We start from the raw sequence: 11624 nt of genomic DNA, 5'->3' as shown, positions 1-11624 counted from the left end.
TTCAGGAGCCTCCGTCGTCGGTGAGCAGGTGCGAGAAGTCGGTCAGGGCTTCCCCGTCCGCCCAGGAGCGGGCCAGGGCGCCCACGGTGGACAGTTCGCCGAGGAGGACCCCGCCGACCACCCGGTCGCCCCGGACCACGACCTTGCGGTAGGTCCGGCGGGTGGCGTCGGCGAGGCGGATCACGTCGTCCCCGGGCAGCGGGGTCGCCTCGCCGAAGGCGGCGAGGTCCAGCGGGCCGTCGCCGCCGGTGGGGAGGGTGAGCCGGGTCAGGGCGCGGGTGCCGGTGTAGCCGCCGGCGGGGTCGCCTCCCCCGGTCAGGACGGCCGCGACGGCGTCGGCCTGCTCCAGCGCGGCTCCGGCCAGCCCGTACACGCGGCCGTCGTGCTCGGCGCAGTCGCCGATGGCGTGGATGCGGGGGTCGCAGGTGCGCAGCCGGTCGTCCACGACGATGCCGTCGCGCACGTCGAGCCCGGCGGCCCGGGCCAGCCCGGTGCGCGGGCGCACCCCGCAGGCGAGCACCACGAGGTCGGCCCCGAGCCGGTAGCCGTCGGCGAGTTCGACGCCGGCGACCCGGCCTCCGGCCCCGGCGCGGGCGTCCGCGGTCCCGGTCAGGCCGCGTACCCGGCACTCGGTGTGGATCTCGACGCCGAGGGCCGTCAGGTGGGTGTGCAGGAGGGCCGAGGCATCCGCGTCCAGCTGCCGTTCCATCAGCCGCTCGGCCTGCTGCGCGAGCACCACCTGGGCGCCGCGGGCGGCGAGGGCGCGGGCCGCCGAGACGCCGAGGAGCCCGCCGCCGATCACCACGGCGCGCACGCCGGGACGTACGGCCGCGGAGAGGGCCAGGCAGTCGTCCATGGTGCGGAACGCGTGCACCCCCGCGGGGAGTTCCCGGCCGTCGGCCTCGAACAGGCCGCGCAGCGGGGGCAGCACGGGGTTCGAGCCGGTGGCCAGGACGAGGGCGTCGTACCCGAGCACCGCCCCGTCGTCGCAGTGCACCACCCGGTCGGTGCGGTCGATACGGACCGCGCGGACGCCCCGGCGCAGCGCCGGACCGGGGTCCGGGAGGGCGGTCACCTCGGGTGCGTACCGGCCGGCGAGGATCTCGGCCAGCAGCACGCGGTTGTACGGGGCGTGCGGTTCCTCGGCGAGGACCGTGACCGCCGCCGCACCGCCGGCGGTCAGCCGCGCGGCGCACCGCAGGCCCGCCAGGCCGCCGCCGATCACCACCACACGCCGGTTCGAGGTCATGGCACGAGCGTGCGGGGCCGCTGTTTCCCCGCCGCATCGCCGCTGTTACCCGGACGGAACGCGCACCTCAGCGGCCGGCCGGGCGGCCCGTGAGGCGGCGAAGCTCAACCTTTGCGCAAGTTTCCGGGCTTCCGTGGCCATTGCAGCCAACGGCTCCATAGGGTCGGAGCCGTGCCTGACATATCAACCGCGATGATCATCGTGCTGTGCGTGGCCGCCGCGGCGGCCGGTTGGATCGACGCCGTGGTCGGCGGCGGGGGACTGCTCCTCCTGCCCGCGCTGCTGCTCGGCCTCCCGCACGCGCCGCCCGCCGCCGTCCTCGGTACCAACAAGGCGGTGGCCATCGTCGGCACCACCGGAGCGGCCGTGACCTACGTCCGCAAGGCGCCGGTGAACGTGAAGCTCGCCGTCCGCATCGGCCTGGCCGCCCTGGCCGGCTCCATGGGCGGCGCCGCGCTGGCCGGGGGGATCAGCAAGGACGCCATGCGCCCGCTGATCATGGCGGTGCTGGTCGTCGTCGCGGGGGTGGTGATCTTCAAGCCCGGTTTCGGCGCGGCCGCGTCCACCGCGCCCGTCAGCCGCCGCCGCGTGCTGCTCGCCATCGGCCTGGCCGGACTCGGCATCGGCTTCTACGACGGCCTCATCGGGCCGGGCACCGGCACTTTCCTGGTCCTCGCCCTCACCGCGCTGCTCCACCTGGACCTGGTCACCGCCTCCGCCACCGCCAAGATCGTCAACTGCTGCACGAACGCCGGGGCGCTCGCCATGTTCGCCTACCAGGGCATGGTGCTGTGGCAACTGGCCGCGCTGATGGCGGCCTTCAACCTGGCCGGAGGCATGATCGGGGCCCGGATGGCGCTCACCAAGGGCAGCGCGTTCGTCCGGACGGTGCTGCTGACGGTGGTCGGGGCGCTGGTGGTCAAGCTCGGCATCGAGCAGTGGGGCTGACCAGCGCCGTTCAGTACGTACCCGTCAGGTGGGCGAAGACGACCACGTTGCCCTCGTAGCCGGTCCGGGGGGAGAAGCCGCCCCCGCAGGTGATGACCCGCAGCTCGGCGCGCGGCGAGGGCCCGTACACCCGGGAGTCGGGGAAGGCCCTGGCGTCGTACACCTCGACCGCGTGGACGGTGAACACGGCCGTACGTCCGTCCGCGCGCGCCACCTCGATCGAGGCCCCGCGGCGCAGTGCGCCCAGGTGGTAGAAGACGGCCGGGCCGGTGGCGTGGTCGACGTGGCCCGCGATGAGGGCGGTGCCGGTGGCGCCCGGCGTGGTGCCCTCGCGGTACCAGCCCGCGAGGTCGCGCCGGGCGGGCGGCGGCACTTCGAGACTGCCGTCGGGCTGGAGCCCCAGCCCGGTGAGCGGGGCGTCCACCCGGATCGACGGGATCCGGATCCGGGTGGGCGGGGAGCCGGGCAGCGGGGCGATGCTCCCGGCGTACGAGGCCTGGCCGCTGAGCGTGCTCAGCGCCTCGGCGGGGGACGGCAGCGGCGGCCCCACGGTCTCCGCGGAGCCGCTGCCGACGAGCCAGATGCCCACGCAGGCGGCCAGGGCCAGGAGCCCGCCGCGGCCGGCGACGCCGGAGGTGCCCGTCATGCCTGCCCCCTCGTGCTCGCTTCCCGTGCGTATGACTGGCCGTCGCCCGGCCCCGCGAACGGGGGGACCTCGCGGGGCGGGGCGACGGGGGCGGTACCGCTCGGACCGCGGCCGGGGCCGCGGGGTCCGTCAGCTCCGCGTGCCGCTCGCCCGGCGACGCAGGAGCCAGGTACCGCCGACGGCGACCGCGGCCAGCACGACCGCTCCCGCCGTGATCTTGGCGGGGTCGGCGGTGGTGGTCGTGCCACCGCCGACCCCGGTCCGTACGTGGCCTTGGGGGCCACGGTCGGTGACGACCAGGTCGCCGGTGGCGAACTTGCCGTTCGCGCAGGTCGCGCCGATGTCGTAGGTGCCGGGCCGGAGGTCGCGGGCGACCTGGAACTGCCCCACCACCGTGTCCTTGCGGGCGCCGGGCAGCAGCTTGAAGCGGCCCCCGCCGACGGTGCTCGCATCGCCCTCGGCGCGGCCCGAGGGGCCACAGGCGCTGGTGTTCACCGTCACGGTCACCCCCGGGGCGGCGGACTTCGGCCAGACCTCCAGCGCGGCGAAGTCACCCGGCGCGAAACCGGGCATGCCGAGTTCCGCGGCGGCCACCGCGCCCGCGACCGGCCCGGCGAAGGCGACGGCGGTCAGCGCGGTGGCGGTCAGCACGTGGGCGGTGCGGCGGCGCATGGGGGCTCCTGGGAACGCGGGGTCGTGCTCCGAGATAACCCGGCCCGCCCGCGCCGCGCCTCCTGATGTACCGTCAGCTCCGTCGGGTCCGCCGGTGTTCCCGCAGCTCACCCCGGCCCGCTTGGGCCGTCCGGGGGACCCTGCCCGTCCGGGTGACGCCGCCTTCCGGCCCGCGCGGGGGCGGGCTTACGGTGCGCCCCCGCGCTGCGTACGGTGGGGGTGCGCGGGCGGAGCCGGCCCGTACCGCGCCGGCAGCCCAGGGAGGGCCCGTGACACCGTTCGACGTGACCCCGCTCGATGCGCCGCCGCCCCGCGGGCCGGGAACCGCCGCGGCCGCGCTGCCGTTCTTCGTCTACGGGACCCTGCGGCCCGGCCAGGTCAACCACGGCCTCTTCCTGCGGGGCCGCACCGCGGCCGAGGAACCGGCGCTGCTGCCGGACGCCGCGCTCTACGAGGGCCCCGGCTACCCGTACGCCGTCGCGCGCCCGGGACCGGGCATACGCGGCGAGCTGATCACCCCCGCCCCCGGCTCCCACGCCGAGCTGCTGGCCGCCCTGGACCTGCTGGAGGAGTACCACGGCCCCGGTCGCCCGGGGAACGTCTACGACCGGGTCGCCCGCCGGGCCCTGCGCCCCGACGGCACCCCGGTCCTGGCCTGGGTCTACCTGGCCGCCCCCGCCCTGGCCCGCGCCCTCGCCCGCTCCGGTACCGAGATCCCGGGCGGCGACTGGCTCGTCCGCGACCGGCCCGGCCGGCCCGGCACCCCCTAGAGCCCTTCGGCCCCGCGGTTGCGCAGCCGCTGCCCGTACTGCTGGAGGACCCACAGCTCCTCCTGGACGGCCGCCAGCTGCTCCGGCGGAGCCTGCGGTCCCAGGCGGGCCAGGGTGCCCTGGATCTCGTGCACCCGGCGGTCGACGGCGCGCAGCCGCACCTGGACCAGCTGGCCCCCCGCGTAGACCTCGTCCACCGTCTTCGCGTGGATGGCCTCGACCGCCAGTTCCGTGACCAGCGCGCGCACGGTGTCGTTGGGCGCGGCCGCCCGGACCCGGGCCAGGTAGTCCTCCGTGCCCAGGGCGGCGCCCCCGGCGTCCTGGATGGCCTGGCGGACCGCCGCGTACGGCGGGGCGGTGAACTCGTCGATGCCGTACGCGTCGAAAGCGGGGGAGACCAGGGCCGGTCGCTGCAGGGCCAGCTTGAGCAGCTCGCGTTCCGTGCGGTGGGCGGGGCTGCGCAGGTTCAGCGCCGGGCCGCCCGCCGCCGCGGGGGCGGGCGCGGGGGCCGCCTCGTACGCCCGGCCGCGGCCGCTCTGCTGGGGCTGGCCGCCCCGCTCGCGCGCCCAGCGGGCGAGCTGTGCGACCCGCTTGACCACGAACTGCTCGTCGCGGATGCCCAGCATCCCCGCCAGCTGGACCGCCGACTCGTGCTGGATCGCGATGTTCTTGATGTTGGCGACGACCGGGGCCGCCTCGTCGAGGGCTGCTGCCCGGCCCGCCGGGTTCTCCAGGTTGTGCCGGGCCACGATGTGCCGCAGGGCGAACTCGAACAGCGGGGTCCGGGACTCCACCAGCCCCGACACGGCGGCGTCGCCCTGGGCGAGCCGCAGGTCGCAGGGGTCCATCCCGCCCGGGGTGACCGCGATCGAGGTCTCGGCAGCGAACTTCTGGTCGTCCTCGAAGGCGCGCAGCGCGGCTTTCTGGCCCGCCGCGTCCCCGTCGAAGGTGAAGATCACCTCGGCCGTCGCGTTGTCCATCAGCAGCCGGCGCAGGATCTTGATGTGGTCGCCGCCGAAGGCCGTGCCACAGGTCGCGATCGCGGTGGTCACCCCGGCCAGGTGGCAGGCCATCACATCGGTGTAGCCCTCGACCACGACGGCCCGCGAGGTCTTCGCGATCTCCTTCTTCGCCAGGTCGATGCCGTACAGCACCTGGGACTTCTTGTAGATCGCGGTCTCGGGGGTGTTCAGGTACTTGGGGCCGTTGTCGTCGTCGCGGAGCTTGCGCGCGCCGAAGCCGACGACCTCGCCGCTGATGTCCCGGATCGGCCACATCAGCCGCCCGCGGAACCGGTCGATCGGCTTCCCGCTGCGGCTGTCCTGGGCCAGGCCCGAAGTGATCAGCTCCTTGTCGCTGAAGCCCTTGCCGCGCAGGAAGCGGGTCAGGTGGTCCCAGCCGGCCGGGCTGTAGCCCACGCTGAAGTGCGCGGCCGCGGCCTGGTCGAAGCCGCGCTCCGCGAGGAACTTGCGGCCGATCTCCGCCTCGGCGCCGCCCAGCTGGTCGACGTAGAACTGTGCGGCGGCCTTGTGCGCCTCGACCAGCCGGATCCGCTCGCCGCGGCCGCTGGTGCCGGCGGTGTAGCCGCCCTCCTCGTACCGCAGGGTGATGCCCGCCTGGCCGGCGAGGCGCTCGACCGCCTCCGAGAAGGAGAGGTGGTCGATCTTCATGATGAAGTCGAGGGTGTCCCCGCCCGCCTGGCAGCCGAAGCAGTGGTACAGCCCCTTGCTGGGGCTGACCTGGAAGGACGGGGATTTCTCGTCGTGGAAGGGGCAGAGGCCCTTGAGGTTGCCGCCGCCGGCGTTGCGCAGCTGGAGGTAGTCGGAGACCACGGCGTCGATCGGGACCGCGTCCCGTACCGCCTTCACGTCGTCGTCGTTGATCCGTCCTGCCACCCGTGAAGTCTACGGCCGGGCGCCGGCAAAACCGTCAGGCCCCCTCCGTCGCCACCAGGGAGGAGAGCGGAACCGACGGGTCCGCCAGTTTGTCCCGGTCCACCGGCGCGTGGGAGCGGATCAGGGCCTGGATGTGCTCGGTGACGTCCCACACGTTCACGTTCATCCCGGCCAGCACCCGCCCCTGCGACAGCCAGAACGCGATGAACTCCCGCTTGCCCACGTCCCCGCGGATCAGCACCTGGTCGTAGCCGCCGACCGGTGCGTACCCGGAGTACTCCAGGCCCACGTCGTACTGGTCCGAGAAGAAGTAGGGGACCCTGTCGTACGAGACCTCCTGCCCCAGCATCGCCTTGGCGGCGGCCGGGCCGCCGTTGAGCGCGTTGGCCCAGTGCTCGACCCGCAGCCGGGTCCCGAGCACCGGGTGGTGGGCGGCCGCCACGTCCCCGACGGCGAAGACGTCCGGATCCGAGGTCCGCAGCGACGCGTCGACGGCGATCCCGCCGCCGTGCTCCCGGTCCACCAGGGCCAGCCCCGAGATCTCCGCCAGCGCCGTGCGGGGTGCCGCGCCGATCGCGGCGAGCACCGCGTGCGCCGGGTGCTCCTCGCCGTCGTCGGTGCGGGCGGCCAGCACCATCCCGTCCTGCCCGACGATCTCGGTGAGCCGGGCGCCGAAGTGGAAGCGGACCCCGTGCTCGGCGTGCAGGTCCGCGAAGAGCCGGCCGATCTCCGGGCCGAGCACCGCGTGCAGCGGGGTGGCCAGCGGCTCGACGACGGTCACCTCGGCGCCGTACCCGCGGGCCGCCGCCGCGACCTCCAGGCCGATCCAGCCGGCGCCCGCGATCAGCAGGTGGCCGTTGTCCCGGCCCAGCCCGGCCAGCACCCCCTTGAGCCGCTCCGCGTGCGCGAGCCGCCTCAGGTGGTGCACCCCCACCAGGCCGGTGCCTGGGACGTCGAGGCGGCGCGGCTCGGCCCCGGTGGCCAGCAGCAGCTTGTCGTAGTGCAGCGCCGTGCCGTCACCCAGGACGACCTTCTTCGCGTCCCGGTCCAGCTGGACGGCGGGCTGGCCCAGGTGCAGCTCGATGTCGGCGCGCGCGTACCAGGACGGCTCGTGGACGAAGACGCTGTCGCGCTCCTCCTTGCCCGTCAGGTATCCCTTGGACAGGGGAGGGCGTTCGTAGGGATGGTCCCGCTCGTCGCCGATCAGGATCACCCGGCCCGTGAACCCCTCCGACCTCAGTGTCTCGGCCGCTTTGGCCCCGGCCAGACCCGCGCCGACGATGACGAACGTCCGGTGTGCGTCGACCACCTGATGCCTCCTCATAACCTCTGCGCCACATGCGGCCACATGCGAGCGTCCCGCACCGAGCCTGCCCCGTGAAGGGGGAGTGGCCCGATCAGCTCACCCTTCGGCGCGTCGGGCGCGCCTGGTGAGGCGGGCGTGCAACGAGCGGGCCGAGGCGTCGGTGAGGGCGGCGATCTGGTCGATGACCGCGCGTTTCCTCGCCTTGTCGTCCGGCGCGGTCTCGAAGACCGCCCGGAACTGGGGGTCGAGGCCCTCGGGCGCCCGGGCACTGAGCGCCTCGGCGAGTTCGGCCAGGACGATGCGCTGATCCGCGCGCAGCCGCTCCTGCTCGTCGCGCTGCATCACGTACAGGTCGGCGACCGCCTTGAGGACGGCGCACTCGTTGCGCGCCTCCCGGGGGACCACCAGCTCGGCCGCGTACCGGGTGAGCCGGCCGGTCCCGTACGCCTCCCGCGTCGCCCCCTCGGCGGCCAGGCAGAATCGGCCGATCAGCTGGCTGGTGGCGTCCTTGAGCCGGGCCTGGGCGACGGCCGAGCCGTCATAGCCGTGCGGCCACCACTCCTGCCCCATCAGCCGGTCCAGCGCCTCCCGCAGCTCCTGCGGCGCGGTGTCCGCGGGCACGTACCGGCCGATCGCGACCCGCCAGATCGCCTCGCGGTCCGGCTCGGCGAAGAGCATGTTCGGGTCGAGGTGTCCGGCGTGCAGACCGTCCTCGAAGTCGTGGACGGAGTACGCGACGTCGTCCGCCCAGTCCATGACCTGGGCCTCGAAGCACTTGCGGTCGGCGGGCGCGCCCCGGCGCAGCCAGGCGAAGACCGGCAGGTCGTCCTCGTACGCGCCGAACTTCACCGAGTCGGGGTCGGAGGGGTGCCCGCCGCGCGGCCAGGGGTACTTGGTCGCGGCGTCCAGCGAGGCCCGGGTGAGGTTGAGACCGACGCTGACGAGCTCACCCGTGCCCGGATCGGGCACGAACCGCTTCGGCTCCAGCCGGGTCAGCAGGCGCAGCGACTGGGCGTTGCCCTCGAAGCCGCCGCAGTCCTTGGCGAACTCGTTGAGGGCTTCCTCGCCGTTGTGCCCGAAGGGCGGGTGGCCCATGTCGTGGGAGAGGCAGGCGGCCTCGACCAGGTCGGGGTCGCAGCCGAGGGCCAGCCCAAGCTCGCGTCCCACCTGGGCGCATTCCAGGGAGTGGGTCAGCCGGGTACGGGGGCTCGCGTCCCAGTCGTAGGAGCGGGTCCCGGGGGTGACGACCTGCGTCTTGCCGGCGAGGCGGCGCAGCGCGGCGGAGTGCAGCACGCGGGCGCGGTCCCGCTGGAAGGCGGTGCGGCCGGGCCGTTTGTCGGGCTCGGCGGCCCAGCGTTCGGTGTCGGCCGGCTCGTAGGGGGCGGTGTGCGCGGTGGTGAGGGGGGTGCCTTCCATGCCTTCCATGCTCAGACGTTAACCGGAAGAGCCGACAAGGCGGGTGATCCGGGTGGCCCGGACCCGCGCGCTGGCTCACGCGGTGGCCAGTTCCAGCGCTGTCCGGCGCCGGGCGAGGGCCTCCTCGTAGCGCAGCAGGACGAGCCGGGCCAGGGCCGGGTGGTCGCCGAGCGGCGCCGCGGCCGGGCCGGGCGCGGCCGCGGCGCTCTGGGCGGCGAAGCGGCCGGGGGCGGTGAAGTACGAGGCCACGGCAGTCCGGTGGTGGCCGCGGGCGGCGAGGGCGCGCAGGGCGTCGGGGACCGTGGGGGCGGCGGCGCAGGCGTAGGCCGCTACGACGGGCACCCCGTCGAGCCGTTCGGACAGCAGGGCGGCGGTGCGGCGGGTGTCCGCGGCGGCGTCCCGGTCGCGGGAGCCGGCGGCGGCCAGCACGACCGCCGTCCCGGGGACCCAGCCGGCCTCCAGCAGGCGCTCGTACAGGACCTCGACCAGCAGCGGGTGCGGCCCGAGCGGGGCGGCGACCCGGGTGCCGGGGTGGCCGGCCCGGGCGGCCGCGGCGGGCAGGTCCCGTTTGACGTGGTACCCGCGGCTCAGCAGCAGCGGCACGAGGACGGCCGCACCGGTGGCCCGGTCCAGGGTCTCGCCCAGCAGCGGCCGGTTCAGCTCGATGTGCCCGAGGCGGACGTCGAGGCGGGGGCGGAGCTCGCGGACCCGCTCCAGCAGGGCCCGGACGCCCTGAAGGGCGCGCGGGTCACGGCTGCCGTGGGCGACGGCGACGAGGGTGGGCTGCACGGGGGGCCTCCGTGGGACCGGGCCCCCGGCGGACGCACGGCGTCCAGCTGCGCCCCGAGCTGGGCGGTGATCCGGGTCAGCAGCTCGGCGGCGGTGGCGGGGGGAAACGGGAAGGACGGGAATTCGGGAGGGCGCGCGGGCTCCGTCATGAACCGATCATGCAGGGCGGAGATTGCCGCCGCGTTGCGCCGCGGTGACGGGTCTTTGCGGGCTGCTCACAGCGGGCCGCGCGGCCGCACGGCGCCGCCCGCGCCGCGGGGGAGGGCCCGGCCGTCTTCGGGGGCCTCGGCAGCGCCGCCGGGCGGCGGCTGAAACCACACCGGCCCCTCCGGCGTCCTGACCTGCGACCCCGGGGCGACGGCCGGCCGGGCGACGACCAGGGGGGAACGTCATGCGCCGAGCGCGCCTGAACCGGATCGCGGGCGGGGTGCGCGGGCTGCTGCCCCGTACCGTACGGGCCCGGCGGCGCGCCGTACGGGCGGTGATGACGCTGTGCGTGCTGGCGCTGCTGCCCTCGGCGTGGACGCACGCGGCCGCCGCCGGCCGGCTCGGCAGCACGGCCCAGGCGCCCGCCGCCCCGGTGGCCGTGGTGTTCGGCGCGGGTCTGCTGGGCGCCCGCCCCACCCCGTACCTGGCCGACCGGCTCGACGCGGCCGCCGAGCTGTACCGCGCCGGGAAGGTCAGGGTGGTCCTGGTCACCGGGGACAACGGCCGCACCGGCTACTCGGAGCCGGACGTGATGCGGGCCTACCTGACCCACCACGGGGTGCCGGACGAGCGGATCGTCAGCGACTTCGCCGGGTTCGACACCTGGGACTCCTGCGTACGGGCCCGGCGGATCTTCGGTGTGCAGCGTGCGGTGCTGATCAGCCAGGGCTTCCACATCCGGCGGGCCGTCGCCCTGTGCCAGGCGGCGGGAGTGGACTCGTACGGGGTCGGGGTGGCGGACGTACACGACGCGACCTGGTACTACGGCGGCGCCCGCGAGGTGTTCGCGGCCGGGAAGGCGGCCCTGGACGCGGTGTTCAAGCCGCGGCCGACCTTCCTGGGACCCAAGGAGGACGGGGTGTCGCGGGCACTGACGCTCTGACAGACTGGCACGTATTGTCAGATGCGAGGGGTGGGCACCGTGGTGGATCTGAAGGGCAAGGCCGTCGTCGTCACCGGAGGCGCGCGCGGACTCGGCGCCGCGGCCGCCCGGGCCGTCGTGGCCGGCGGCGGCCGGGTGCTGATCACCGACGTGCTGGAGACGGAGGGCGCCGCGACGGCCGCCGAACTGGGCGACGCCGCGCACTTCCTGCGCCACGACGTCACGAGCGAGGACGACTGGCGGGCCGCGCTGGAGTACGCGGGCGCCGCCTTCGGCCGGGTGGACGGACTGGTGAACAACGCCGGCATCGCCACCGGCCGGCTGCTGGAAGAGGAGAGCGTCGAGCACTTCCGCCGGGTCCTGGAGATCAACCTGGTCGGCGTGTTCATCGGAATCCAGACCGCCGTGCCGCTGATGCGCGCGGCCGGCGGCGGCTCGATCGTCAACATCTCCTCCGCGGCCGGGCTCACCGGGCTCCCGCTCACCGGCGGCTACGGGGCGTCCAAGTGGGGCGTGCGCGGCCTGTCGAAGATCGGCGCCGTCGAACTCGCCGCGTCCCGGATCCGCGTCAACTCCGTACACCCCGGCATGACCTACACCGAGATGACCGCCTCCACCGGCATCCGCACCGGCGAGGGCAACTACCCCGGCACCCCGATGGGCCGCGTCGGCGTCCCGGACGAGATCGCCGCCGCCGTCGCCTTCCTGCTCTCCGACGCCGCCGCCTACATCACGGGCGCCGAACTCGCCGTCGACGGCGGCTGGACGGCCGGCCCGACCCTCCAGCAGCTGACCGGCCGATGACACCCGGCGGCCCGGTCCTCACCGGGCCCCGGCGCGAGC

General features: G+C 75.2%; 11 protein-coding genes. 4 read left to right on the top strand and 7 right to left on the bottom strand.

Going from position 1 to position 11624, the window contains the following annotated elements:
• Window position 1: 1 nt before the first annotated feature.
• Window positions 2-1249, bottom strand: a complete 1248-nt coding sequence (locus tag ACZ4M3_RS12040; protein WP_467731564.1) for an NAD(P)/FAD-dependent oxidoreductase — start codon at window positions 1247-1249, stop codon at window positions 2-4.
• Between the two features lie 171 nt (window positions 1250-1420).
• Here ACZ4M3_RS12040 and ACZ4M3_RS12035 point away from each other — a divergent pair, with 171 nt between their 5' ends.
• Window positions 1421-2197, top strand: coding sequence for a sulfite exporter TauE/SafE family protein (locus ACZ4M3_RS12035; RefSeq protein ID WP_467731562.1), 777 nt, complete (start codon window positions 1421-1423; stop codon window positions 2195-2197).
• 10 nt (window positions 2198-2207) lie between these two features.
• Here the strand turns inward: ACZ4M3_RS12035 and ACZ4M3_RS12030 are convergent, their stop codons facing one another.
• Window positions 2208-2843 carry a class F sortase gene (locus ACZ4M3_RS12030; RefSeq protein WP_467731560.1) on the bottom strand — a complete coding sequence of 212 codons (636 nt, stop codon included), beginning with the start codon at window positions 2841-2843 and terminating at the stop codon, window positions 2208-2210.
• Between the two features lie 129 nt (window positions 2844-2972).
• Window positions 2973-3515, bottom strand: coding sequence for a hypothetical protein (locus ACZ4M3_RS12025; RefSeq protein ID WP_467731558.1), 543 nt, complete (start codon window positions 3513-3515; stop codon window positions 2973-2975).
• 284 nt (window positions 3516-3799) lie between these two features.
• Here ACZ4M3_RS12025 and ACZ4M3_RS12020 point away from each other — a divergent pair, with 284 nt between their 5' ends.
• Window positions 3800-4285, top strand: a complete 486-nt coding sequence (locus ACZ4M3_RS12020; RefSeq protein WP_467732230.1) for a gamma-glutamylcyclotransferase family protein — start codon at window positions 3800-3802, stop codon at window positions 4283-4285.
• Here ACZ4M3_RS12020 and dnaG read toward each other — a convergent pair.
• From dnaG to ACZ4M3_RS12000, 4 genes are all read right to left on the bottom strand, one after another.
• Window positions 4282-6180 (bottom strand): DNA primase, encoded by a 1899-nt coding sequence (dnaG, locus tag ACZ4M3_RS12015; protein ID WP_467731556.1) that lies wholly within the window; start codon window positions 6178-6180, stop codon window positions 4282-4284. The genes ACZ4M3_RS12020 and dnaG overlap by 4 nt on opposite strands.
• A gap of 34 nt (window positions 6181-6214) precedes the next feature.
• Complete coding sequence (locus ACZ4M3_RS12010) at window positions 6215-7489, bottom strand: NAD(P)/FAD-dependent oxidoreductase (protein WP_467731554.1); 1275 nt, start codon at window positions 7487-7489, stop codon at window positions 6215-6217.
• Between the two features lie 93 nt (window positions 7490-7582).
• Complete coding sequence (locus ACZ4M3_RS12005; protein WP_467731552.1) at window positions 7583-8911, bottom strand: deoxyguanosinetriphosphate triphosphohydrolase; 1329 nt, start codon at window positions 8909-8911, stop codon at window positions 7583-7585.
• Between the two features lie 66 nt (window positions 8912-8977).
• Window positions 8978-9691 carry a sirohydrochlorin chelatase gene (locus ACZ4M3_RS12000; protein ID WP_467731550.1) on the bottom strand — a complete coding sequence of 238 codons (714 nt, stop codon included), beginning with the start codon at window positions 9689-9691 and terminating at the stop codon, window positions 8978-8980.
• 391 nt (window positions 9692-10082) lie between these two features.
• Here ACZ4M3_RS12000 and ACZ4M3_RS11995 point away from each other — a divergent pair, with 391 nt between their 5' ends.
• Window positions 10083-10781 (top strand): SanA/YdcF family protein, encoded by a 699-nt coding sequence (locus ACZ4M3_RS11995; protein ID WP_467731548.1) that lies wholly within the window; start codon window positions 10083-10085, stop codon window positions 10779-10781.
• Window positions 10782-10820: 39 nt separating this feature from the next.
• Window positions 10821-11585 carry a glucose 1-dehydrogenase gene (locus ACZ4M3_RS11990; RefSeq protein ID WP_467731546.1) on the top strand — a complete coding sequence of 255 codons (765 nt, stop codon included), beginning with the start codon at window positions 10821-10823 and terminating at the stop codon, window positions 11583-11585.
• Window positions 11586-11624 lie beyond the last annotated feature (39 nt).

It is taken from the genome of Streptomyces sp. NPDC026522 (genome assembly GCF_055567555.1).
This window is presented reverse-complemented; position numbering and strand designations above follow the sequence as displayed.

Excerpts from the sequence above, each read along its gene's own strand:
- ACZ4M3_RS12025 (WP_467731558.1), bottom strand. The coding sequence starts at position 3,515 with ATGCGCCGCCGCACCGCCCACGTGCTGACCGCCACCGCGCTGACCGCC.
- ACZ4M3_RS11995 (WP_467731548.1), top strand. The coding sequence starts at position 10,083 with ATGCGCCGAGCGCGCCTGAACCGGATCGCGGGCGGGGTGCGCGGGCTG.
- ACZ4M3_RS12030 (WP_467731560.1), bottom strand. The coding sequence starts at position 2,843 with ATGACGGGCACCTCCGGCGTCGCCGGCCGCGGCGGGCTCCTGGCCCTG.
- ACZ4M3_RS12040 (WP_467731564.1), bottom strand. The coding sequence starts at position 1,249 with ATGACCTCGAACCGGCGTGTGGTGGTGATCGGCGGCGGCCTGGCGGGC.
- ACZ4M3_RS12005 (WP_467731552.1), bottom strand. The coding sequence starts at position 8,911 with ATGGAAGGCATGGAAGGCACCCCCCTCACCACCGCGCACACCGCCCCC.